At 34.9% G+C, this 22,762-nt stretch carries 22 protein-coding genes and 1 riboswitch; of the genes, 6 read left to right on the top strand and 16 right to left on the bottom strand.

Translation table 11 applies throughout. The annotated features are described in order from the left end of the window. Nucleotides 1–28: 28 nt before the first annotated feature. A riboswitch (FMN riboswitch) is annotated at nt 29–168 on the bottom strand. Nucleotides 169–413: 245 nt separating this feature from the next. Continuing rightward, nucleotides 414–1,100, top strand: a complete 687-nt coding sequence (locus ACLBWW_RS07640) for a hypothetical protein (protein WP_000711800.1) — start codon at nt 414–416, stop codon at nt 1,098–1,100. Nucleotides 1,101–1,130: 30 nt separating this feature from the next. On the opposite strand, the gene ACLBWW_RS07645 is transcribed toward ACLBWW_RS07640, so the two are convergent. The 14 genes from ACLBWW_RS07645 to ACLBWW_RS07710 all read right to left on the bottom strand — a co-directional run bounded on the left by ACLBWW_RS07645 (nt 1,131) and on the right by ACLBWW_RS07710 (nt 14,174). Next, complete coding sequence (locus ACLBWW_RS07645) at nt 1,131–1,745, bottom strand: peptidoglycan DD-metalloendopeptidase family protein (protein ID WP_048541899.1); 615 nt, start codon at nt 1,743–1,745, stop codon at nt 1,131–1,133. Between the two features lie 84 nt (nt 1,746–1,829). Continuing rightward, nucleotides 1,830–2,411: a cob(I)yrinic acid a,c-diamide adenosyltransferase gene (locus ACLBWW_RS07650; protein WP_048541897.1), complete on the bottom strand. Its 582-nt coding sequence runs from the start codon at nt 2,409–2,411 to the stop codon at nt 1,830–1,832. A 137-nt stretch (nt 2,412–2,548) separates the two neighbouring features. Further along, on the bottom strand, nt 2,549–4,324 hold the full coding sequence (gene resE, locus ACLBWW_RS07655; RefSeq protein WP_000964666.1) for a sensor histidine kinase ResE: 1,776 nt from the start codon (nt 4,322–4,324) through the stop codon (nt 2,549–2,551). Next, nucleotides 4,324–5,040 (bottom strand): DNA-binding response regulator ResD, encoded by a 717-nt coding sequence (resD, locus tag ACLBWW_RS07660; RefSeq protein ID WP_000426862.1) that lies wholly within the window; start codon nt 5,038–5,040, stop codon nt 4,324–4,326. Before resD ends, resE begins: the two co-directional genes overlap by 1 nt. A gap of 302 nt (nt 5,041–5,342) precedes the next feature. Further along, nucleotides 5,343–6,500 (bottom strand): cytochrome c biogenesis protein ResC, encoded by a 1,158-nt coding sequence (gene resC, locus ACLBWW_RS07665; RefSeq protein WP_048541895.1) that lies wholly within the window; start codon nt 6,498–6,500, stop codon nt 5,343–5,345. Between the two features lie 14 nt (nt 6,501–6,514). Continuing rightward, entirely contained in the window at nt 6,515–8,140 is a 1,626-nt protein-coding gene (gene resB, locus ACLBWW_RS07670) for a cytochrome c biogenesis protein ResB (RefSeq protein WP_098047363.1), read from the bottom strand. A 121-nt stretch (nt 8,141–8,261) separates the two neighbouring features. Beyond that, entirely contained in the window at nt 8,262–8,783 is a 522-nt protein-coding gene (gene resA / locus ACLBWW_RS07675; protein ID WP_000742201.1) for a thiol-disulfide oxidoreductase ResA, read from the bottom strand. Between the two features lie 94 nt (nt 8,784–8,877). After that, on the bottom strand, nt 8,878–9,606 hold the full coding sequence (gene rluB / locus ACLBWW_RS07680; protein WP_000440552.1) for a 23S rRNA pseudouridine(2605) synthase RluB: 729 nt from the start codon (nt 9,604–9,606) through the stop codon (nt 8,878–8,880). Nucleotides 9,607–9,898: 292 nt separating this feature from the next. Beyond that, nucleotides 9,899–10,429: a spore maturation protein SpmB gene (spmB, locus tag ACLBWW_RS07685; RefSeq protein ID WP_000029511.1), complete on the bottom strand. Its 531-nt coding sequence runs from the start codon at nt 10,427–10,429 to the stop codon at nt 9,899–9,901. Next, nucleotides 10,426–11,022, bottom strand: a complete 597-nt coding sequence (spmA, locus tag ACLBWW_RS07690; RefSeq protein WP_000247806.1) for a spore maturation protein SpmA — start codon at nt 11,020–11,022, stop codon at nt 10,426–10,428. The genes spmB and spmA overlap by 4 nt, the downstream gene beginning before the upstream one ends. After that, on the bottom strand, nt 11,015–12,139 hold the full coding sequence (gene dacB / locus ACLBWW_RS07695; RefSeq protein ID WP_048541891.1) for a D-alanyl-D-alanine carboxypeptidase DacB: 1,125 nt from the start codon (nt 12,137–12,139) through the stop codon (nt 11,015–11,017). Before dacB ends, spmA begins: the two co-directional genes overlap by 8 nt. 111 nt (nt 12,140–12,250) lie before the next feature. Beyond that, nucleotides 12,251–13,165 carry a superoxide dismutase gene (locus ACLBWW_RS07700; RefSeq protein WP_000082674.1) on the bottom strand — a complete coding sequence of 305 codons (915 nt, stop codon included), beginning with the start codon at nt 13,163–13,165 and terminating at the stop codon, nt 12,251–12,253. A gap of 105 nt (nt 13,166–13,270) precedes the next feature. Then, nucleotides 13,271–13,762, bottom strand: a complete 492-nt coding sequence (locus ACLBWW_RS07705; protein ID WP_000067570.1) for a YpuI family protein — start codon at nt 13,760–13,762, stop codon at nt 13,271–13,273. A 22-nt stretch (nt 13,763–13,784) separates the two neighbouring features. Then, nucleotides 13,785–14,174: a hypothetical protein gene (locus ACLBWW_RS07710; RefSeq protein WP_048541889.1), complete on the bottom strand. Its 390-nt coding sequence runs from the start codon at nt 14,172–14,174 to the stop codon at nt 13,785–13,787. A gap of 186 nt (nt 14,175–14,360) precedes the next feature. Between ACLBWW_RS07710 and mprF the strand changes: the two genes are divergently transcribed. Beyond that, nucleotides 14,361–16,946 carry a bifunctional lysylphosphatidylglycerol flippase/synthetase MprF gene (mprF, locus tag ACLBWW_RS07715; RefSeq protein ID WP_048541887.1) on the top strand — a complete coding sequence of 862 codons (2,586 nt, stop codon included), beginning with the start codon at nt 14,361–14,363 and terminating at the stop codon, nt 16,944–16,946. A gap of 4 nt (nt 16,947–16,950) precedes the next feature. Here mprF and ACLBWW_RS07720 read toward each other — a convergent pair whose 3' ends face one another. Then, nucleotides 16,951–17,739 (bottom strand): hypothetical protein, encoded by a 789-nt coding sequence (locus ACLBWW_RS07720; RefSeq protein WP_141545817.1) that lies wholly within the window; start codon nt 17,737–17,739, stop codon nt 16,951–16,953. 175 nt (nt 17,740–17,914) lie between these two features. On the opposite strand from ACLBWW_RS07720, the gene deoD reads away from it, so the two are divergent. From deoD to ACLBWW_RS07740, 4 genes are all read left to right on the top strand, one after another. Beyond that, nucleotides 17,915–18,622 (top strand): purine-nucleoside phosphorylase, encoded by a 708-nt coding sequence (deoD, locus tag ACLBWW_RS07725; RefSeq protein ID WP_447613971.1) that lies wholly within the window; start codon nt 17,915–17,917, stop codon nt 18,620–18,622. A gap of 156 nt (nt 18,623–18,778) precedes the next feature. Continuing rightward, on the top strand, nt 18,779–20,590 hold the full coding sequence (locus ACLBWW_RS07730; RefSeq protein ID WP_048541883.1) for a sensor histidine kinase: 1,812 nt from the start codon (nt 18,779–18,781) through the stop codon (nt 20,588–20,590). Between the two features lie 107 nt (nt 20,591–20,697). After that, nucleotides 20,698–21,228, top strand: coding sequence for a tyrosine-type recombinase/integrase (locus ACLBWW_RS07735; RefSeq protein WP_000806236.1), 531 nt, complete (start codon nt 20,698–20,700; stop codon nt 21,226–21,228). A gap of 119 nt (nt 21,229–21,347) precedes the next feature. After that, a complete protein-coding gene (locus ACLBWW_RS07740) occupies nt 21,348–21,542 on the top strand; it encodes a DUF3924 domain-containing protein (RefSeq protein ID WP_001094854.1) in 195 nt (64 codons plus the stop codon). A 296-nt stretch (nt 21,543–21,838) separates the two neighbouring features. Here ACLBWW_RS07740 and ACLBWW_RS07745 read toward each other — a convergent pair whose 3' ends face one another. Next, nucleotides 21,839–22,684: a DUF72 domain-containing protein gene (locus ACLBWW_RS07745; RefSeq protein ID WP_048541881.1), complete on the bottom strand. Its 846-nt coding sequence runs from the start codon at nt 22,682–22,684 to the stop codon at nt 21,839–21,841. Nucleotides 22,685–22,762: the final 78 nt, after the last annotated feature.

Consider the following 22,762-nt stretch of genomic DNA (forward strand, 5'->3'; position numbering starts at 1 on the left):
AATCCATATCTTTTTTGAACGCTTGAACCTCCATCTTCTCCCATCCAGACTATACTGTCGGCTTTGGAATCACACCAAATCCTGCCTTAACGGCTCGCGGGCTTAGAACAAAATCACATATAGTTCATCACCGCCGGTCGGGATTTTCACCCTGCCCCGAAGATAGACCGATATTCTATTTTCCACTTTATTATACAACAACATAATCGTATTGTGAACAAAAAAAGTGTAACTTATTAAAAATAAGTTATTAATTTTATATAATTAAAACCAATTACTATATTTTACAATACACCCCAGATTTTTTAGTATTCGGCATTTCCCCTATGAATCCCCTAGTCATATATAATGAAAAGTGATAAGATGTTGAATTGTTAAGATAAGAACATTTTCTGGATTATGGAGGAAATGTCATGAAAAAAGAAAAGAGACACTCTATTCGAGAAGCAATGAAAAAAAACTTAAGAAAAGAATACTTTTACTTAAAAAAAGAATTACTTTTCTACTGTCCAATTGATTTAGGCACATTCTCAAGCGAGACATACTATGCTGCTTTCGATGAAGATGGCATCAGTATTTATCAGTATGATAAAAAAACAGAGAGTAAATTAAAACTGTGTGAGCGTCACCCATGGAAGAGTTGGAATAAAGTGAAGGTGGATCATTATTTGACAACTTCTCAATTTATTTTTCAAGGTGAGCGAAACTGGATATTATCCCTTTTCCAAAAAGGAAAAGAAGCTCAAAAAATAATTGAAGAGCACACATCTTTACAAACTGAAGTTGTTTCCCGTTCTTTCTTAAAAAAACTTCCAGGGTTCCGTTCTAATGCACCGTTGAATAAATACATCGGCAGCATTTGCTACACTGCACTTATTGCATTTTTATTAAAATGGATGATTCCATTTCAAGCACCACAAATCGCCCTGTACTCCATTTCAATCGGTTGTATGCTTCTTGGTTTACTTTGTTTGACAATCGGTTTAATTGAACCGACTATTGTACTATTTCGAACGAACGAAAAAACAAGAACGAAAGTATTTTACTTATATAGCTACTTAGCTATTTCTGGATTTATATGTGTCTTTATTTTTTGGTAAAAAAAAGAGCTAGTTTAACTAGCTCTTTTTTTACTTTACGTATAATTGTTGATTTGGATAAATCCGATCTTGCTGCAGTCCATTTTTATCTTTAACTTCCTTAACTGACATACTAAATTTCCGTGCAATACTAACTAAAGTGTCCCCTTTTTGGACGACATATAAGGATGAGGACACAACTTCATTTCTCTGTTCATTTAGAACAAGCAATGGATTCATCGCATTCTTTTTCGCCATCGTCCATCTTCCTTGATGAACTTCTAAATGTAAGTGTGCACCTCTCGATTCTCCTGTATTTCCTACTTCTCCAATTATTTCTCCTTTTGAAATATAATCCCCTTGAACTACATATCTCTTATTTAAATGCGCATACACAGCCTCATATTCTCCATGTTTAATAAATACAACGTTTCCATAACTACTTGAATAATAAGACTTTGTTACCTTACCTTCTTGAATAGCTGCCACAGGCGTGCCAATCGGTGCTGCTATATCTATACCGTAGTGTTTTCCATGCCTTGTCCCAAAATAATCACTTATCTGCCCTTCAACAGGCCATGTCCATTGATTTCCCTCTGCGTACACATGTAATTGAGATAAAAACAATACCGTCAATAACATGATGCTACATTTTAACACTTTCATATACATCCTCCGTTTTCTAATTAACACCATACCTTCTCTATTTTGGTATATTACAGAAAAAAGTATACAAAAAAAGAAAGTGAATCACTCCACTTCCTTCTCTTTTTTATCACGAAAAACGATTGCACTGCGATTATACTCCACATCTTTTACTTGTAATCGAGCGTTTATTACTCTAGCTACCGCAAACAAATAATCAGATAATCTATTTACATACTTTAGAACAACTTCATTTATTTTCCCTTCTTTTTGCAAGGACACTACACATCGTTCTGCTCGCCTTACAACTGTACGTGCAATATGAATAGCAGCTGCCGCTTCGCTTCCACCTGGTAAAATAAAACGCTCTAACGGCGGTGCTTCTTCTATATACGAATCAATCCTTCTTTCTAAGCTTTCAACCATTTCAACCGTTACTTTATAAGGAATTTTCCCCTCTACTATCGCCAAGTCTCCCCCGCAATCAAATAGTTCATGTTGAATATTTTCAAGTTCATTGTAAATATCTCCAAAAGATCCGCCTTGTAGCTTAGTCATTGCATATCCAATATGAGAATTCGCCTCATCTATCGTGCCATATGCTTCAACTCGGATATTATCTTTATCCACTCTGCCGCCTATTACACTTGTTGTCCCTTTATCTCCTGTTTTCGTATATAATTTCATCGCTTCACGACACCCCTCTTGCTATTCTTCATTCGACTAAGATAGAAAAAAAGTTCTACTATTATTTATTTAATTGATTTTACAAAAAAATAAAAAACAGTAGAACTTTATTCATTATCAACTTTAAAAACGCATATCTAAATTATACGATTCGGTAAATATACAGAGAATGTAGTTCCCTCTCCAACAACACTTGAAACAGCAATTTTACCATCATGGCCTTGCACAATATTTTTTGCAATCGCAAGCCCGAGCCCCGTTCCACCTTTTTTCCCACGTGTTCTTGCTTTATCAGCTTTGTAGAAACGATCAAATAAAAATGGAATATCTTCTTCTGGAATACCAGCGCCCGAATCTTGTACTTCAAAAGTAAGACCATTATTTTTCGTATTAATTACAAGCGTTACATGTCCGCCTGCATTCGTATGACGAATTGCGTTATCAATTAAATTCGTCAATACTTGTTCCATACGATCTGCATCAAACGGGTATTGTTCAATTGGATTCTGGAAATCAACCGTTAATGCGACTTCTTTATCCTTTGCAATTCCTTGGAATTTACGACCTATTTTTTCAACGAAAGGATGAATATCAACTTCACCTATATGTAACTCTACATTACCACTTTCCATACGCGCTAAATCTAATAGTTCATTTACAAGTTTACCTAAACGAACGGATTCATCATAAATAATTTGAACAAACTCATTAATTTCTTCTTTCGTTTGCACAATATCATCTAAAATCGCTTCACTATACCCTTGAAGCATTACCATCGGTGTACGAAGTTCATGTGATACGTTCGCAATAAAGTCTTGACGCATCTTCTCAAGACGGCGTTCTTCCGTCATATCACGTAATACAGCTACAGCACCACGAATTTTCGTTTGGTTGTAAAGCGGCGTCATAAGAACTACATAATTCCCTTTTTGTAAATTAATTTCAACCACTTGTTGTTGTTCACTTTCTACAACGAGATGGAATAGTTCAACAAGTTCAGAAGGTAGTTTTTTACTGAGCTCTACTTCCTTTTCCTCTTGCCAAACTTGTAAGAAATGTTCAGCCGGCGGATTAATTACAACGACTTCACCTTCTTGATTTAACGTAATAACCCCATCTGCCATACTACTTAAAATACTAGCTAACTGTTCTTTTTCTTGCTGCAGGGCATTCATATTAAACTTCAACTGTTTCCCCATTTGATTTAAGGCCGTTGCAAGCTCACCAATCTCATCCTGAGATACCATAGGTGCTTTCGCATCAAACTTCCCACGCGCGACCTCAAAAGCAACCTCACGCATTTTACGGAGTGGTGCTGTAATTCGAGTAGATAAGAAGAATGCAAAGAACGTTGTTAATATAATCGCAATCCCTGCTGATAAGAATATAAAATCAGTCGTTCTCTCCATACCTTGTATCGGTACTTGTAAAGATTCGTATACGAACACTGCACTTTGATTTTTTGAATGCACTGGTTTTCCGACAATCATAATATCATTTTCAGTGTTTTTATTCTTTCTACTATTAGAGGCTTTTCTAATGTTATTCTTAATTTCTTTTTTGTCTGTAAAAACAGCCGCTAATTCTTTGTCTTCTTTCAAATCATCCATTGTAAGAGTGACTAATCCTTCTTGTTTCGGCGAAGAAGATATTTCTTTACCATCTTCTACAATAATGATCCTTGAAAGTGGATCAGAGAATTTGTACGCGATATTCTCAATCGTTTTTACATCGGCACCTTCTTCAATTAACTCTGAAACACTTGTTGCAACTTTTTGAAGCCTAGCTTCACTCATATCAACATAATATGTTCTAAAAAACTGTGAAAGTAAAATCGCAACAAATCCGAGCACAAACGAAACGAGAAGTAATATAGTCATCCATAACTTCCCTACTACACTTCTCCAAAGCATCAGTCGTTCACAACCTCAAATTTGTAACCTACGCCCCAAACGGTAACAATCATCTTCGCAGCATCTGGTGATTTTTTGCTTAACTTCTCACGTAAACGCTTTACATGCGTATCAACTGTACGTAAATCTCCGAAGAATTCATATTGCCATACTTCTTTTAACAATTGCTCACGATCAAATACCTTATCAGGCGCTTTCGCTAAGAATAATAGTAATTCGTACTCTTTCGGTGTTAAGTTTACTTCATTACCATCTGCTGTAACACGGTGTGCATCATTATCAATTGTTAAATGAGGGAACACAGTAACATCTTTTGTCGTTGTATCTTGTGTAAAGAACGTTGTTGGTACAGAACGGCGTAAGACCGCTTTCACACGAAGCACTACTTCACGTGGGCTAAATGGTTTCACAATATAATCATCAGTTCCTACCTCAAACCCTTGTACTCGGTTTACTTCTTCACCTTTTGCCGTCAACATAATAATTGGCGTCGCTTTCTTCTCACGAACCCCTTTACACACTTCAATACCATCTTTACCTGGCATCATAAGATCTAATAGGATTAAATCGTAATCATTTTGTAACGCCATTTCTAAAGCTGTATCGCCATTGTCCGCTTCTTCAATTGTATATTGTTCTCTTTCTAAATACATTTTCAACAAACGACGAATACGATCCTCATCGTCTACAATTAAAATTCTTGATTCATTTTCCATTTCTACCCGTTGCGTACTTTTACCACAACGGTTTACACCTACCCTTCTACACTAGTATGTTGCACTATTCTCGTTTATTTAAGCAATCTTCTAAATGTTTCACTTCCCATATTATGCTTCACAAGAATAATAAAGTTTGTTCAATTTTTTTCCAAAACTATGTATTTTTTTTGAACAGGATATAATGTCCTCGACATCATTTTACAAAATCAACCGCTACTTTGTCATGTTTTTCTCAAAAAAGAAGAAAAATTGACAAAAATAAAATAGGAAAGTGACATTCACTCTCCTATTTTATTTCTCTATGCGTATGAATGTAAACCCGCGATAATTAAGTTTACTACAATAAAGTTAAACATAATGATTGCAAAACCAATTACCGCTAACCACGCTGACTTCTCTCCGTGCCACCCTTTTGATAAGCGTAAATGTAATACCGCCGCATAAAAAAGCCAAGTAATAAGCGCCCAAACCTCTTTTGGATCCCAACCCCAAAAACGTGTCCACGCTATTTGAGCCCAAATCATGGCAAAAATTAATGCACCTAATGTGAAAACCGGGAATCCAATTGCAATAGAACGATATCCGATTTCATCCAGTAAATCACTATTTGTATTCTTTACTAACGGCTGAAGTGCTGCCGATACTCGTTTGCGTAAAACAAGTCTTAATACAATATAAAGTAATGTCCCAACTAACACTGACCAAATAACAGTATTTAATTTTTTCGCATTTACAATCGCTGGAACTTCAACTGTCGGTTCTAATTTATTTTCTGTCAATAACTTTCCTTCGTGCGGTCCTACTAAAGCTGGAAGATTGTACTTCATTTCCACTTGTTGTTCATTTTTATCAATCCATTGAAACTTTGCTTCATATTTCATACTAGAAAATAACGTTGTCACTCCAATAAAACCAACTGTACAAACAAGTGTGAACACTACCGTTTCTAACCAAAATGTACGTTTGGTTCTCGTTGATTGGTCTACATTTTTCAATAAATACATAACGCCCGTAATAAAACTAATTGCTAAAATTGCTTGTCCTGCTGCTGCAGTCGTCACGTGAATATGCAACCAATTACTTTTTAAAGAAGGAATAAGCGGAGATATTTCCCTCGGAAACATACTTGCATAGGCAATTAATAAAAGTGCAACTGGTAATGCAAAAAGTCCGATTATACTTACGCGATACATAAAATACATGACAATAAATGCTCCGACAAGCATCATGCCGAAAAATGTACCGAATTCAAAAAAGTTACTAACTGGTGCATGTCCTGATGCAATCCATCTTGTAACAAAATATACTGTTTGTGCAATAAACCCTAAAATTGTAATCGTTATTCCTATATTTGCCCATTTATGACCTTTTTCTTTAATTGCTCCCCCGAAAAATAGAGTTGCAATTAAATATAAAATAAATGCGGTAAAGAGAAAGTTACTACTTATTTGCACCATATCGTTTCCCCACCTTAACTAATTTTTTTATCCACTACTTTATCGCTTGGCTGCGGAATTGCCGTACCTTCTAGTACTCTTTCAATATCTTTCTTTAAACCGAACCAATTTTTATTCGTGTGTCCTGCAATCCACCATTCATCATTAACGCGTTGTATCCAAATACGGCGATGATTCCAATACATCCCTTGAATGACACCCACCATAAATATAAATCCTCCAATACCGAGAATCCAAAGCGTTAAATCTTTCCTTACAGTAAGTGCCGTTGCATTTTGCATTTCCACACCTGCAAACGACATTTTATATTTATTATTTCCATCAGGTTCTATATTTTGCTGAATACCAACAAAACTCACTTCACCATCTGGTGTTTCAGGCGTAAACATTTTAAACACAAATGCAGGGTTGTTTGGTAATTTCGTTTTCGTATTTGGTCTTCCACTCTCATCAAAATAAAAATCTGGAAAATAGCTTAATAGTTCTAAAGAATAACCATTTCCTAAATCAAATTTTTCTGTAGGATTCGTTAAATCTACTTTAATCGGTCCCCACTTTTGATTATTTTCTTTGTTTTGCAAATGGAATGACATGCTTTTAAATTCACTTTCTTTGTAATCCACTTGATATATAGCAAATTGATCAAATTTCAGCGGTTCATTCACTCGAATTTCCGCTTCTTTTACTTTTTCTAATTTCGGTTTTTGTCCTGCTATATTTTCGCCGACCGCTTTATATAATACAGCATTCGTTTGGAAGTTTTTCGCAATCATTTTATCGCCTACACGATCAATCGCTTCATCAAAAACTTCCTTGTCCTTACTTTTATCATAAACTTCCTTAATAAATTTCTCGTTTTTTAAATAGTATTGACCATCCGTTCCTGGTATTTCTTTCGTTTCACCGTCACGTAACCAAAGGGCTTCGTCTACGTACATACTCGGTAAAAAACGGAGCATTGCACCGAATAAAAAGATAATGAGACCGATATGATTCACATATGGACCCCAGCGTGAAAACCGTCCCTTTTCCGCCAAAATATTTCCGTCTTCCACTTTCACGTTATAGTTTCTTTTCTTTAAATTCTTTTGCACTCTTTCAAGATCACCATCTTGCGGTGTACCAGTACCGTATAATCTTTGTCTCTTTAAAAAGCTAGGGTGTCTTTTCACCCCTTGCTTCTTTAAAGCTTTATAAAGTGGAATGACACGGTCTAAGCTACATATCACAAGTGAAATACCAATTGAAGCAATTAAAATCATATACCACCATGAACCGTATAAATTATTAAATCCTAATTGATAGTATAGTTGCCCTAAAAATCCGTATTCTTGCTTATAATATTCAGCTGGTGCAATTCCTGGAGTTATGTACATTTCTTGCGGAAAAATAGTTCCTATTGCTGATGCAGCTAAAGTGATTACAATGAGCCATACACCCACTTTTACAGAAGAGAAAAAGCTCCAAATTTTATCGACTATCGTTTTTGTTTGTGTGAGAGATCTCCGAGCACTCCCCTCATAACGCATATCCAATAGTTTTATATTTTCATTGCTTTCAAATGGTTTCCCACATGCTTCACAAAAAACAGTTCCTATCGGATTCACATGTCCACATTCACACTTAATTTCTTTCAACACTCTCACCGCCCCTATATCTATATGTACTATTGTATATTCTACCCTCAAGTTACCGCAATACTCAGAATTTTTAAATCAAAGACGCTATAGGTAAGCGCCTCGTATGTAAAGGCTTTCTTTATTACGGAGTAATTTTCTTTAAATACTCTTCCAATTGTTCTATCGTTTGTTCACCTTTAATCTCTTGAATCACCTTACCATCCTTATCAATCAAGAAGCTTGTTGGTAACGGTATTACTCCATACGTTTTTATAATTTCTCCACCTTTATCAATTGCGACTGGGAACTTAAGATCGTATTGTTTCACAAAATTCTTAACAGCAATATCCGTTTCATCTGCATCTAACGCAATAATTTCAACGCCTTTTTCTTTATACTTTGGATATAATTCGTTCATATAAGGCATTTCTTTTTCACACGGTTTACACCAAGTGCCCCAAAAGTTTAAAAATACACCTTTTCCCTTTAAATCTTTTAATTCAATTTTCTTTCCTTCTAAATCTGTTACAACAAAATTAGGTGCTTCTTTTCCGATTTGCATTTTCTCTTCTTTAGTGAAATATCCTTGATAAAGTGTAAATCCTACAGCACCGCATAAAATGAGTAGAATAATAACACGAAATAATAAGCGATTTTTTTTCATATTGTCTCCCCTCTCTTCGACGAGTGATGAATATATGTATTTTTTAATAAATCACCAGCGGAGCATTCCACTGGTGAAAGTTTCACACTATCGGTTAGCGCGGCTTTGTAGAAGCCAATGCACGTAATTGTTTCACCTCATGTGGTGACAATTCTCTCGCATCACCAGGTCGCAAGCTACCCACTTCTAAAAAGGCGTAACGTTCACGCTTTAGTTTCACTACTTTACAATCTAACGCTTCAAACATGCGGCGTACTTGACGATTACGTCCTTCATGAATCGTTAATTGTACAATCGCAGTTTCTTTACGCTTGTCCCAAGAAATAATTTTCACTTGTGCTGGTGCTGTTTTCCCATCTTCTAATGCAACACCTCGTTCTAACATGCGAATTTTCTCACCTGTTAATGGCCCTTTAATTTTTGCAACATACGTTTTTTCAACTTTATATCTCGGATGCATTAATACATTTGCAAATTCCCCATCATTTGTCATCAATAATACGCCAGACGTATCATAATCTAAGCGTCCGATTGGGAATAAACGTTGTCTAATTTCAGGGAAAAAGTCTGTTACAACACTTCTTCCTTTATCATCTGATACACTTGAAATTACGCCAGTTGGTTTATATAGTAAAAAATAAACAGGTTCTTCTTTTTCAAGAGGGATGTTATTTACTTCTACTTTATCTTGAGGAGTTACTTTTGTTCCTAACTCCTTCACTATTTTTCCATTCACTTTTACTTTTCCTTGCTGAATTAATTCCTCAGCCTTTCTTCTCGATGCAATACCTGCTTGCGCAATCACTTTTTGTAATCGTTCCATTTCTTTTTTTCACCTCGAATTTATCTTACCTTACATTAGAAAGACTTGGCAACCGCATACGCTTGACGGCTATTCGCTTCATCTTACTTAAACAACATAGCGATGATAATAAACATATAAAGGGCAAATCATGTTTTTACCTTTTATTATTGTCCATATTCTTCATATTGCTCACAATAAAAGTTCATCATTTTGTCAAAAATACCGCATAAAAAAACCACTATTAAGCAACACCTTAATAGTGGTCGTATACGTATTATAAGCGAAATAGCATAAAAAATGAATAGCCGCCTTACTTAAACATTAAAGAAACAAACACAATTGAACAAATAATCCCGATTAAATCGGCAAAAAGTCCTACTTTTAATGCATCTCCCATCTTTCTAATTCCAACAGCTCCGAAGTATACTGTTAAAATATAAAAAGTCGTATCTGTACTCCCTTGCATCGTAGAAGCCAATCTTCCAATAAACGAGTCTGGCCCATATGTGGCAATTAAATCGGTCGTAATACTTAAACCAGCAGAGCCTGAAATAGGGCGTATAAGTGCTAGTGGAACAATTTCTGCTGGGACATGAATTAAATCTAACATCGGCTTCATTACTGATATCATTGCATCTAACGCTCCAGACGCCCGAAAAATCGAAATAGATACAAGCATTCCAACCATAAACGGTAAAATAGAGATCGCAATTTGAATCCCTTCTTTTCCCCCCTCAACGAACGATTCATACGTCGGCACTTTCTTTATCGTGCCATATAAAAGGATAAAACCGATTACACAAGGGATTACCCATAATGATATCGTATTTACAATGCTCATTTTTTCCGCCCCTTCCTACTCCTTCTTCGGTAAAAATAGCGGTCAATCCAAATCGCTCCGATCATAGAGAGTACTTGTGCAATGAATGTTACCCCAACAATTTCAGTAGGATTCGCTGATTCATACGTCATTCGAATCGAAATGACAGTAGTAGGAATTAAAGTAATCGCTGATGTATTTAATGCGAGAAACGTCACCATAGAACGGCTCGCCGAATCCTTCCCTCCATTTAACTCTTTCAATTGTTCCATCGCTTTAATACCAAGTGGGGTTGCTGCATTACCTAACCCAAAAAAGTTCGCCATCATATTCGATAAAATAAATCCCATTGACGGATGATCTTTCGGGATTTCTGGAAACAACCTTTTTACTATCGGCATAAAAAGTGAAACTAACTTTTTTAACAACCCTGCTTCCTCTGCAATTTTCATTAAACCGAGCCAAAATACTAATACACTAATAAGTCCTATACAAATTGTTACTGCATCTTTTGCTCCGTCAAATACGGCTTTATTTATTGCTTCCATCGTTCCATTTATCATGGCATATACAATCCCTATGACTGCCATCGCTACCCATACGAGATTAACCATCGCTCCCAACACCTATCATATGAGAAAAAATTTCTTTCACATTATTCCAATACATTCCCGTTGTAGCTACTAACTTTCGTTTACTATAAAATAAATTCCGTTCTCCAACTTTCTCATTGCCAACATAAATTTCCGTCTTCCCAACCTTTACTCCATCTTTAAGTTTTGCACTTTTATCAAGTTCAACTTTTAATACGACATTCTTTCTTTCCTGCTCAGTTAATGGCACCGCAAAACTATTTTTTGTATATACATGATTGGCATATTTCTTTTCAGTTATTTCAGCAAGAGCTCCTTGTCCTACAACGTTCGTTTGCTTGAAACGTTCAAAACCTTTATCAAATAAATTCATATGATCATCCCAATCACTAGAAGCGCTCAAAGTTACGACAATTAGATCTAGTCCATCTTTTGATGCTGTTGTAACAAGTGTCCGTCCTGCTTTCTTCGTAAAACCTGTTTTTCCTCCTGTCGCAAATTCATAATAAGATGTCACGAGTTTATGTTTGTTTTTCCACGGATAATCCCACGAATCTGATTTATACGTTTTTGTCCCAAAAATCTTCTTAAAGGTTTCGTTCCCCATTGCATACTTTGTTAAAAGTGCCATATCATAGGCTGATGAATAATGGGATCCATCTCCATCCAAACCATGTGGGTTTGAAAAGTGAGTATCTTTCATTCCAATTTGTTTCGCCTTTTCATTCATTAAATATACGAACCCTTCTATACTTCCTCCTACATTTTCAGCAATTACTTGTGCTGCATCATTACCAGATCTAAGCATGAGTCCGTATACTAAATCCTCTAACTTCACTTTCTGTCCAGGCTTTAAATAAATTGCTGATCCTTCTACTCTCACCGCTTCATTACTAACCGATACCATTTCTTTCATTTTTCCTGATTCAGCAGCTAACAAGGCTGTCATAATTTTTGTTATACTAGCAATTTTTTGTGGCTCATGTTCTGCTTTTCCGTATAATACACGACCGGACTGTTGCTCCATTAATACAGCATTTCGAGCACTGACATTACCGTTCATCTTTGCATATGTAGGAATTGGTATAACGCTTGCGCACATAATAAGAAGCGTGATTATTACACAAATTCGTCTCATATTTCCCCCCACGTCCTTTTGGCACTTTTTGTACAAGTGTATGCTTGGCCTTTTAAAATATGAACAAAATCTCTTTCTCCTTCTAATAAAAAAGACGCAGAGAACCTGCGTCTAATACGGTGTCCATTCAATTTGTTTCGCACTTTCAAATCTTTTTTCTACATCAGGCCAATTTACAACATTCCACCAGTTTTTAATATATTCATCTTTTCGATTTTGGTATTGTAAATAATACGCATGTTCCCACACGTCTAGCACGAGGAGCGGTATCGTATCCCATTGTGTAAATAATTGATGAAGTGTACTCTGCAAAATTTCTAATCTTCCAGATCGTGGTACCCAAACGAGAAGCGCCCAGCCTGATCCTTCCACTTTAGAAGCTGCTTCTGTGAAATGTTTTTGAAAACGTAAAAAACTCCCAAAATCTTGTTCAATCTGTTGTGAAAGAGCCCCTCTTGGACTTCCGCCACCATCTTTTTTCATGTTATTCCAAAATATCGTGTGTAAGTAATGACCTGATCCATGAAAAGCCGCTTCTCTTTCCCAATGCTTAATTAAATCAAATTGATTTGTTTTTCTCGCTTCTTCCATCATTTTCTCTGCCTTATTTAACCCTTCCACGTAACTGCGATGATGTTTATCATGGTGTAACATCATAATTTCTCTAGAAATATACGGTTCTAACGCATTATACGGATAAGGTAATGGCGGAAGTGTATGCCCTCCAATTGGAACAGCTCGTTCACTATCCCCTCTTTCATATAGTTCATATTCCTCTTCTCCTTGCACGAATACTTCCTGCAAATGATGCTGAATATGTTCTACATCATCACTTATTTCATACATAAACTCTGCATCTGTATCATACTCATGCTCTTTCATACGATCTAATAACGTTTGAATTTTATAAGCAAGCATATGGACATCATACACTTCCATTGCACGGCTATCTAATACGTGAAGAACACTTTCACACCAGCTTTCTACTTCATGAAAGTAATCTGTAAATACACCTTGCTGACTCATGTTACACCTCCTTAATGCTATCCCCATAAATATATTCAAAGGAAATCCCTTATATAACTGTACAAAAGGAAAAGAAGCTAAGTCCCCTTAGCTTCTTTTTCGCAATTAATATTTGTGTAACATCTTTGTTTGGTAATCCGTCTCATAATATTCTAGTTCTTCACGCATCAATTGAAATTTTCCTTCTAAACTCTTCATCACTTGCTCTATAGATGCTGGTGGCGTTTGTTGAAAAACGATGGAGTTCTTCCCAGTATAGGCAGACCGACTATTTTCATACCAATGATCACTCTTTGGTGAGAAAAACTCTGCAATTACTTGATGATAAATTTTATATAAAATTTTCTCAGCTGCTGTTTTTCGAAATGGCTGGCTATTTAACAAAACAAAACATGCATCATGTCCTTCTTCACAAAAAACGAGAAGACGTCTTATTGATGCTAATAACCCTTTATAATATTGCTCGTTCCCTGCTGGTTTTTCTTCTAATAAAGAAGGCAACGTATGATAATTTACATAATTGGTTATTAAAGTAATAACATCTTCTAAAAACATAGAAACTTGTTCTGTTTGATTTTCAACCATTAGATTAGACATTTTTTCCCTCTCCTTTGCCATTTCACGCTATTTCTACTCTTTTATTTTTATGTAATTCAGCTAATATTTCTTGTACTTTCACCACTGTTTCCTCATCAAAATATTGTTGGAATGCTTCTATATTATTTAAATATAAACGTTTTTGCATGCGATGCTCATTCTCTTTCAGTAAACAACATATCGCTACAATATCCCGTAAATATATGTCTTGTTCTTCTACTTTACATACTGGATTTCCTTTAAAAGGAGTAATTTCTTGTAAAACTTCTTCAAAATATCGAACGTATAAAACGGAAAAAGTTCTCTCTTTATTATTTAATATATATGTCACTTCAGATCTATTAAAGAAATCTTCTGATGTATTAGGTTTCGCTTTCTCTAACTCATATCCCGCATAACCTATTATAATCATCTACTTCCCCTCTCTTCCTTCTTTCAATTCATTTTAACTTAATTTTCTGACAAACGAAATACTCTTTTAAATATGACCCATATAAAAAATAGCTTCTCTATACAGGAATTTACCTTTTTATTTTTCTTGAAGTTTGTCATAATAATATTATTGTCTCAGTTTTCTTATACAAGGAGAGTTGTATTTATGTCGTTTTCATGGAAACGTTTCTTACAAATCGGGAAAATTATCTTCCCATTTGTTGTATTAACAATTGTATTCTTTCAAGCAAAAAAAGAATTAGCAGGCATTTCTTTTTTAGAAGCAATCAATACAATTAAAAACATTCCAACCGGAGGAGTCTTTTTAGCAATTACACTTGGTGCATTTGCCGTATCAACAATGTTCTTTTATGACTATGTTATGCTTCGTTATTTAAAAGCTGATATACCAGTCCAAAAGATTTTTCGTATCTCATGGATTGCTAATACTTTAAATGGATTTATTGGGTTTGGTGGTCTCGTTGGAGCTGGTGTACGCACAATGCTTTATCGTCCATACATAAAAGAAAATGGCAAACTTATTAAAAGTATCGCCTGGATGACAACTGCTTTTATTAACGGACTCGCAATTCTTTCTTTCCTCGGTCTTATTGGAATATTAGACACAAGTTTTATTTTGCATGAAAAACCGTGGCTATGGCCTGTTCTTATTTTCTTCGCCCTTTTCGTCCCTATATACATTGGCTTTTCTAAACTAAAAAATAGAAAACCAAAGCAAACCGAAGGGCAAGAAGAAGGGGAAGAAGAAAAAAATCCAACTGTTTTATACTCATTAGTTTCATTAGTTGAGTGGGTATCTGCCGGTATTGTTATGTACGTCATACTAATATTATTTGGTATCGATATCGAATTTCAAAAGTTTTTAGGTGTGTATGTAATTGCTGCTTTAGCTGGTGTTGTTAGTCTCGTTCCTGGTGGACTTGGTTCATTTGATCTTGTCTTTTTAACTGGGCTCGGACAATACGGCATTGATACAGGCGTATTACTACCTGCTATGTTATTATATCGCCTCGTCTATTACATTTTACCTTTCTGCCTTGGTCTTATTTTTGCAGCTTTTGAAATGACAGGCGTGGCCATTAAAAAGTTTGAAGATAAACCTTTTATTGCGCCTGCATTAGAAACAACTGGTGTTATATGGACTTTGCAGCGTGATTTTCTAGGAAAACTAGGTTCATGGGCCTCTGCTGCTTTAACAGTATTTGCTGGATTAATGGTTATTTTATCGACCATTCTACCGACAAGTATAAACAGAGCACACGCCTTACATATTCTAGCTCCAAAACATCTTATTCAATTTTCTTTTAGCTTATCACTAACATTTGGTATTCTCCTCCTGATCCTTTCGCGAGGGATATATTATGGAACAAAGCGTTCTTACTATATGACGATTATTTCTTTAATCGGAGCAGCCATCTTTAATACGCTAAAAGGGATTGATATTGAAGAGACGTTTATTTTATTAATCGTACTCGCTGTATTATATATGCTTCGTAAAAGATTTGTACGCGAGAAAATGGAAGTCTCACTTTCTGATATGGTAAAAGTTTTTATATTCTTACTCATAACTTTATATTTATATAAAAACTTAGGTATTTTATTTGCAGGTGCGAAAGAAGCTTTTAAACCTGATTTTGTCGTTCGTAATATTACGCAAGTGAAACGAAGTGCATTAGCAGCTGCCTTTTTCGTTCCTACATTTTTACTGATTGGCTCACTCATTGCCAATCGTTATCGAAATGAATTTCCCGGGCAACCAGCTAATGATAAAAGGTTGCAAAACTTTTTAGATGAACATGATGGTAATGTACTTAGTCATTTAGGATTTTTAGGAGATAAACAATTTTTCTTCAGTAGTGATGGGAAAGCGCTCCTTCTCTTCTCTATAACTGGAAAACGTCTCGTTGTGCTAGGTGATCCAATTGGGGATCCTTCCTCCTACCGTACTGTGTTACAAGAGTTTTTAGCTGAGGCTGATCGATTTGGATACATTTGTGTATTCTACCAAATAGAAAGTAAATGGATGAGTTTATATCATGATTTTGGTTACAACTTCTTTAAACTTGGTGAAGAAGCTGTCGTTGATTTGAACACATTTACAATAACAGGAAAAAAACGAGCCGGTATGCGAGCGACTTTCAACCGTTTCGAACGAGAAGGCTATACATTCTCTATTCATCAGCCACCATTCTCAAACGAATTATTTGAAGAGTTAAGAAAAGTTTCAGATGCGTGGCTCGGCGGAAAAAAAGAGAAAGGTTTTTCACTCGGATACTTTGATCGTGAATATATTAGCCGAGCACCTATCGCTACATTATGTGATGCTGATGGAAAAATCATTGCATTTACAACCTTTATGCCCGTATATCAAGACGGATCATTGTCTGTTGATTTAATGCGCTATTATCCAGATGCACCTAGCGGCATTATGGATGCAATTTTCATCCACCTATTCCAGTGGGCAAAAGAAAATGAATACCACTCCTTTAATATTGGTATGGCACCACTTTCAAATGTAGGTTTATCGACACAATCTTTTTGGTCCGAACGAGTTGCTGCTGCCATCTTTAATAATGTTCGTTATACGTATAGCTTCAGCGGGCTACGTCATTTTAAAGAAAAATATAAACCAGCATGGAGCGGTAAATATTTAGCATTTAGAAAGAATCATTCTTTACCAATTACAATGCTCTCTGTAACAAAATTAATAGGAAAAAGAAAAAACAGCTAAACATTTAGCTGTTTTTTCTTTTTTGAACTTGTACAATAAATTCTTTTTCATATTTCTTACCATTTATATAGAAATCTCCCCATATTTTATACGTTCCTTCTATAGGAAATGTAATACGGTATTGTAATTGCTCATCTGTATCAACAGGTATTGCGTATAAAAAGTTTTCTCTCGTTTCGTCCACGATATAGAGCGCTGCCACTTCTCCTCTCTCTGAATGTAATTTCAATTTCTCACCCTTTTTCGCTTGGAATTGAAATGTTAACGTCGCTGGTTCATTCGGATGTAATGCACCAAATAATAGAGAAACTTCATACTCCCCTATTTTTTTTGTAAGCACACTATCGATTGGAAATTTTACTTTTTTCTTATTTTTCTCCTCTATTTCTCTCCCAAAATCTTTCTTCGCAAATGATTTCACAGACTTGTTTTTGTCTTCATATAAAAATATTGTATATCTTTCATCTTTCGCTATGTTGGAAGATACCTTATATGATCCATTCCCTGCAAATGTAGGTTTCATTTGTTGTACATGTTTTAATTGTCCGTCTACAATAACTGCCCGAATTTGATCATTCACACCACGAACTTCGTTATTTTTATTATTTAGTAATTGAAACAAAATATTTACTTTCTCATTTCCTTTTCCATTTGACACATCCCATTTTACTTCCTGAACATCACCTACAGTCTCTGTAGTTTCCTGATACTTTTTTATGTAAAATCCGCCTACTACAATAAATAGTAAAGCAACAAGTCCAATGACAAGATTTTTCAAAATATCACCTACCATTTTTATTGTCTCTGTTTATACAAAACTTCTTACATATATATTCTAGATTATGATTTATGAAATCCTCCTGCTTTGCACATATTACAAATAATTAAAAGATTTTAATTGAAAGGATTGATAGTGTATAATGCAAATGATATTGATTTCTATCAATACATTATAAGGAGGACTTTTCATGAGTGTACATATTGAAGCAAAACAAGGCGAAATTGCTGAATCTATTCTATTACCTGGTGATCCATTACGTGCAAAATATATCGCTGAAACATTTCTAGAGGACGTTACTTGCTATAATAACGTGCGTGGTATGTTAGGTTTCACTGGAACTTATAAAGGAATACGCGTATCTGTTCAAGGTACAGGTATGGGTGTTCCTTCTATTTCTATTTATGTAAACGAATTAATCCAAAGCTACGGAGTTAAAAATTTAATTCGCGTTGGAACTTGCGGTGCGATTCAAAAAGACGTAAAAGTACGTGACGTTATTATTGCAATGACAGCTTGTACGGATTCTAATATGAACCGTTTAACATTCCCAGGTTTTGATTTTGCACCAGCTGCAAACTTTGACCTTTTAAAGAAAGCTTACGATGCTGGAACTGAAAAAGGCTTACACGTTCGTGTTGGTAATGTTTTAACAGCAGATTTATTTTACCGCGAAAGCATGGACATGGTTAAAAAACTTGGAGATTATGGTGTACTAGCAGTAGAAATGGAAACAACTGCTCTTTATACATTAGCAGCGAAATACGGTGTAAATGCGTTATCTGTATTAACAGTAAGCGATCACATTTTCACTGGTGAAGAAACAACATCTGAAGAGCGTCAAACTACATTTAACGAAATGATTGAAATCGCTTTAGATGCAGCAATTCAACAATAATACATTAAAGAACTCGTCATACGTCTGTCGAGTTCTTTTTATGTGACTTTTTATTAAAAACTACTTTCAGAAGAGACAGATTTTCTCCTCTACTTTTTTGTAACGTTTGTTATAATTAAGAAATCATTTACAGTATTTCTCACAAGAGGTGACGCAGTGAAAAACAGAAGTATCGTCTTTAAACTATTTTTATTAACATCAACATTATTTACAATCATATTCCTCCTTTTTTTCTTAGGACAATCTCTATTTTTAGAGAAATTTTACATTAATAAAAAAGTAAAAACAGTTCAAACTGCTTTTGAGAAGTTCGTAAATACTTACGAAGAAAGTGGTAAAACTTATGAGGAAATTCGAAAATTAAAACAAGAATTTCATGACAAAACAAATGCTGAAATGCAGTTTTTAAATACGAACGGCATTATTAAAAGTGACAATAATTTCTACATTGATGTAATTAATCCTAAAAATAATAAAGCATATTCCATTCCACTCAATAATGTTTTAACGCCAGAAGAATATAATAAATTCGAAAACTTAGGATTGAAAAAAGATGGGATGATAAACGTCGTCGGTTTTGTACAAGATTCCACCATAACACCACTAGAATTGACAACAAACTATAATCGATGGCAAAACGAAAATGTCAACTCAGATTTTCAATCCATTAATGGAAACCCTGCTAAAAATAGACTTACAAGCCGATCCAAAACTGTGACTCAAATTGAGTTTACTGGTATCGTATCTAAGTTACAGCTTCCATCCAAAGCAGATGTTCGTCTTGCAAATGATTTTGAAACATTACAAGCCGTTCAATATTTTGCAGAGATTATTAGAAATGGCACTGCTAACTCACACCAATTAAACACTTATATAATAGATGGTGGAGAGAATATAAAAAATAGTATCTTTGTAAAACCTATTGTGGAAAATGGAAAAATTACAGAATACGCTTTTGCGATAGCATCTTTACAACCTGTTAATGAAGCGATGCTCGTTTTAAAGGATTATTATGTCTATGCCTTAATCATCGTATTTCTCGTAATTATTTTATTATCCTTCTACTACTCAAAAATCATTGTGAAACCATTAATTAAAATGAATCGCGTTACAAAAAAAATGGCCAATTTTGATTTTAGTGAAAAATTACCTGTGACAGCAGACGATGAAATTGGCGGGCTTTCCGGTAGTATTAATACGTTATCTGTAAACTTAAAAGACCGAATCGATCGATTAAATGTTGCCAATACAAAATTACAACAAGATATTGAACGTGAACGTCAATTAGAGAAAACGCGAAAAGAATTCATTTCTGGTGTATCACACGAATTAAAAACTCCACTTAGTGTAATTAGAAGTTTCGCAGAAGGAATTAAAGATGGCGTTAGTAAAGATACGACGTATTACACAGATGTTATTTTAGAAGAAACAGAAAACATGAACAGACTTATTGTTGAAATGTTAGAATTAGCAAAACTAGAATCTGGTACGTACAAACTAGATATGACGACATTCTCAATCGGTGAATTAATTCAACAAGTCTATACAAAGTTATTATTTAGCATGGAGGAAAAGCATTTACAAGTGAACGTAGATGTAGACTCTTCTATATTCGTTAACGCGAATCGTAGTCGTATTGAGCAAGTCGTTGTGAACTTACTTAGCAATGCAATTCGCTATACGCCAGATGGAGAAAAAATACACGTCTCCGTTATAGAACTGGAAGATATAGTGAAATTCGAAATCGAAAACACAGGAAACCCTATCCCTGAAGAAAGTCTTGAAAAAATTTGGGATCGTTTCTACCGTTTAGATGCATCTCGTAGCCGTCATACTGGAGGTACCGGTCTCGGGTTATCAATTGTAAAAAACATTTTAGACCTCCACCATGCCGAGTACGGTGTATATAACACGACTAATAGTGTTGTATTCTACTTTAATTTACAAAAAGTAAAAGAAGTCAAATAATTTGTCTTAATTTCACTAGGAGTTCACATGAAATTCACACTCTCCCTTTATAGTAGGAAACAAGTTAATCCTTTCCTTTACACACATAAATGAGGAGAGTGCGTGAAATGAAACAAGCAGGACAACCTATTCAAAATGAAAAACAATTAGAAACTATCAAAAATATACTTTTACAATCTTCGAAACGTGATGGCTTATTATTCGTATTAGCTGTAAATTCTGGCTTAAAAGTAAGTGAAATCTTACAATTAAAAGTTAGTGATGTAATCGATGAAAATGAAAATGTTCGCCATTCCATTTTATTTTACAATGAAAAAGTAAAGAAACATAAATGGTTTGCTGTAAATGAAGACTTGCAGCACGCGATCGAAGACTACATGAAAGAACGTAAAACTTGGAAACGTAATGAACCATTATTAAAGTCTCAAAAAGGAACGAAATCTATTACGAGACAACATGCATGGTACATTTTAAACAAAGCTGCAAAAGAAGTTGGATTAGAAGGGATTAGCTCACATACACTTCGAAAAACTTGGGGATATTGTGCATACAAATCAGGTGTTGATATCGCATTTTTACAACACTTCTTTGATCATAGTACTCCATCAAAAACTTTAAAGTATATCGGTATTGCTTAATAACTCTTATACATAAAAAAGGTTACCATTTATAAATGGTAACCTTTTTTATGTTTCACATTCTCTTTTCTTGTCTCTCCTATATTGTAGTGGTACTCTAATAGTAAGGGGGAGAAATTATGAACACATTAACAATTGAATTACCGAAAGATACGGCTGAAAAACTTGATTTATTAAAACAAGCTTATGAAAAGAAAACAGGCGCTTCCATTTCTGAAAGTACTCTTGTTCAAACACTTATCTCAAAAGAGTTTATCCAAGCGATAACTCCTTTTGATTTACAACAATTCGTCACTGGAAAAGAACAGCATTAATTGCTGTTCTTTTTTTGATACTTTATTAGGAGTTTACTAGCATTCTCCCCTGAAAAACTTCTTTGCTTCAGCCAAACCTTTTATCAGGAATCTTCCTACCCGTTAATGTCTCATAAAAAGTTTTTTATTTATTTTTCGGAAAACTATTGACAATGATAATGATAACCATTATCATTTATTACGAAGCCAACAATTGATGAATCAACCAAACGCTCAGTAACATTGTTACCCCTCTTTTTCATATAGAAAGGCACTGTACATTCCCCCTGTTTGTACAGTGCCTTTCTTGTTTATTATCATTCAAACAAATTTAATTGCTCAGGCTTCGGCTCACCATATGTAATGTCCATCATTTTCATAAGCTGTTTCGCATTATCCGCTGCATCTCCGCCCGAATTATTGTTAAATAGTACATATATGTCCTTTGTCTTCTTTTTTAATTGCTCTAGTCTTTCTACCCATTCTTCTAATTCTTTATTGTTGTAGCGATATAAGCAACGAACCGCTCTCCAATTTTCCCCTTTATCAAGCCACCCATGAACATTCCTACCATGAAAACGTATTAACACCATCTCTGCATTCGTTACTTCTAATACGAGAGGTACCGAACCTATCCCGGCCTGCGGCTCATCACAAATGGTATGAATCCATTTCTCATGTTCTAGAAACTGTATCGTCTTATCTTTCATTTCGGGATAAAACCATGTTTGATTTCGAAATTCTATGGCACACGGTAAACCTTCCATTTTTTCTTTCGTATATCGAAGAAAATTCACATTTTTCTTTTTACAATCAAACCATGGTGGATATTGAAATAAAATCATTTTTAATTTATCAGCTTCTATTAAAGGCAGAATAGATTGTTTGTACACATCAAACATCTCATCAAACGTAGAAAAAGGGATTTCACCTTTCATATGTCCTGTCATTCCTTGATATGCTTTTACTATAAAAGCAAAATCTTTCGGTGTTTCCATTGCCCATTTTGTATAGTTTCGTGCAGGTTGCATCGCATAAAATGAACTATCCACTTCCACTATAGGAAAATACTCACTATATGTTCGTAATTTATTTCTATTTTCATAGGGATCTATATATAAAGAATCATGATCTCCCCACCCTGTCACTCCAATGAAAAGCAAATATATCCCTCCCTTTTTAACTTCACCTTCTATTCATTCTACTCACTTCCCGAACACTTCAGCTAATCAATTTTATTA

It is taken from the genome of Bacillus sp. M5A3_1b, assembly GCF_053345335.1.

Coding starts and splice junctions, on each gene's coding strand:
- ACLBWW_RS07640 (WP_000711800.1), top strand. CDS start 414: ATGAAAAAAGAAAAGAGACACTCTATTCGAGAAGCAATGAAAAAAAAC.
- ACLBWW_RS07645 (WP_048541899.1), bottom strand. CDS start 1,745: ATGAAAGTGTTAAAATGTAGCATCATGTTATTGACGGTATTGTTTTTA.
- ACLBWW_RS07650 (WP_048541897.1), bottom strand. CDS start 2,411: ATGAAATTATATACGAAAACAGGAGATAAAGGGACAACAAGTGTAATA.
- resE (WP_000964666.1), bottom strand. CDS start 4,324: ATGCTTTGGAGAAGTGTAGTAGGGAAGTTATGGATGACTATATTACTT.
- resD (WP_000426862.1), bottom strand. CDS start 5,040: ATGGAAAATGAATCAAGAATTTTAATTGTAGACGATGAGGATCGTATT.
- resC (WP_048541895.1), bottom strand. CDS start 6,500: ATGGTGCAAATAAGTAGTAACTTTCTCTTTACCGCATTTATTTTATAT.
- resA (WP_000742201.1), bottom strand. CDS start 8,783: ATGAAAAAAAATCGCTTATTATTTCGTGTTATTATTCTACTCATTTTA.
- rluB (WP_000440552.1), bottom strand. CDS start 9,606: ATGGAACGATTACAAAAAGTGATTGCGCAAGCAGGTATTGCATCGAGA.
- spmB (WP_000029511.1), bottom strand. CDS start 10,429: ATGAGCATTGTAAATACGATATCATTATGGGTAATCCCTTGTGTAATC.
- spmA (WP_000247806.1), bottom strand. CDS start 11,022: ATGGTTAATCTCGTATGGGTAGCGATGGCAGTCATAGGGATTGTATAT.
- dacB (WP_048541891.1), bottom strand. CDS start 12,139: ATGAGACGAATTTGTGTAATAATCACGCTTCTTATTATGTGCGCAAGC.
- ACLBWW_RS07700 (WP_000082674.1), bottom strand. CDS start 13,165: ATGAGTCAGCAAGGTGTATTTACAGATTACTTTCATGAAGTAGAAAGC.
- ACLBWW_RS07705 (WP_000067570.1), bottom strand. CDS start 13,762: ATGTCTAATCTAATGGTTGAAAATCAAACAGAACAAGTTTCTATGTTT.
- ACLBWW_RS07710 (WP_048541889.1), bottom strand. CDS start 14,174: ATGATTATAATAGGTTATGCGGGATATGAGTTAGAGAAAGCGAAACCT.
- mprF (WP_048541887.1), top strand. CDS start 14,361: ATGTCGTTTTCATGGAAACGTTTCTTACAAATCGGGAAAATTATCTTC.
- ACLBWW_RS07720 (WP_141545817.1), bottom strand. CDS start 17,739: ATGGTAGGTGATATTTTGAAAAATCTTGTCATTGGACTTGTTGCTTTA.
- deoD (WP_447613971.1), top strand. CDS start 17,915: ATGAGTGTACATATTGAAGCAAAACAAGGCGAAATTGCTGAATCTATT.
- ACLBWW_RS07735 (WP_000806236.1), top strand. CDS start 20,698: ATGAAACAAGCAGGACAACCTATTCAAAATGAAAAACAATTAGAAACT.
- ACLBWW_RS07740 (WP_001094854.1), top strand. CDS start 21,348: ATGAACACATTAACAATTGAATTACCGAAAGATACGGCTGAAAAACTT.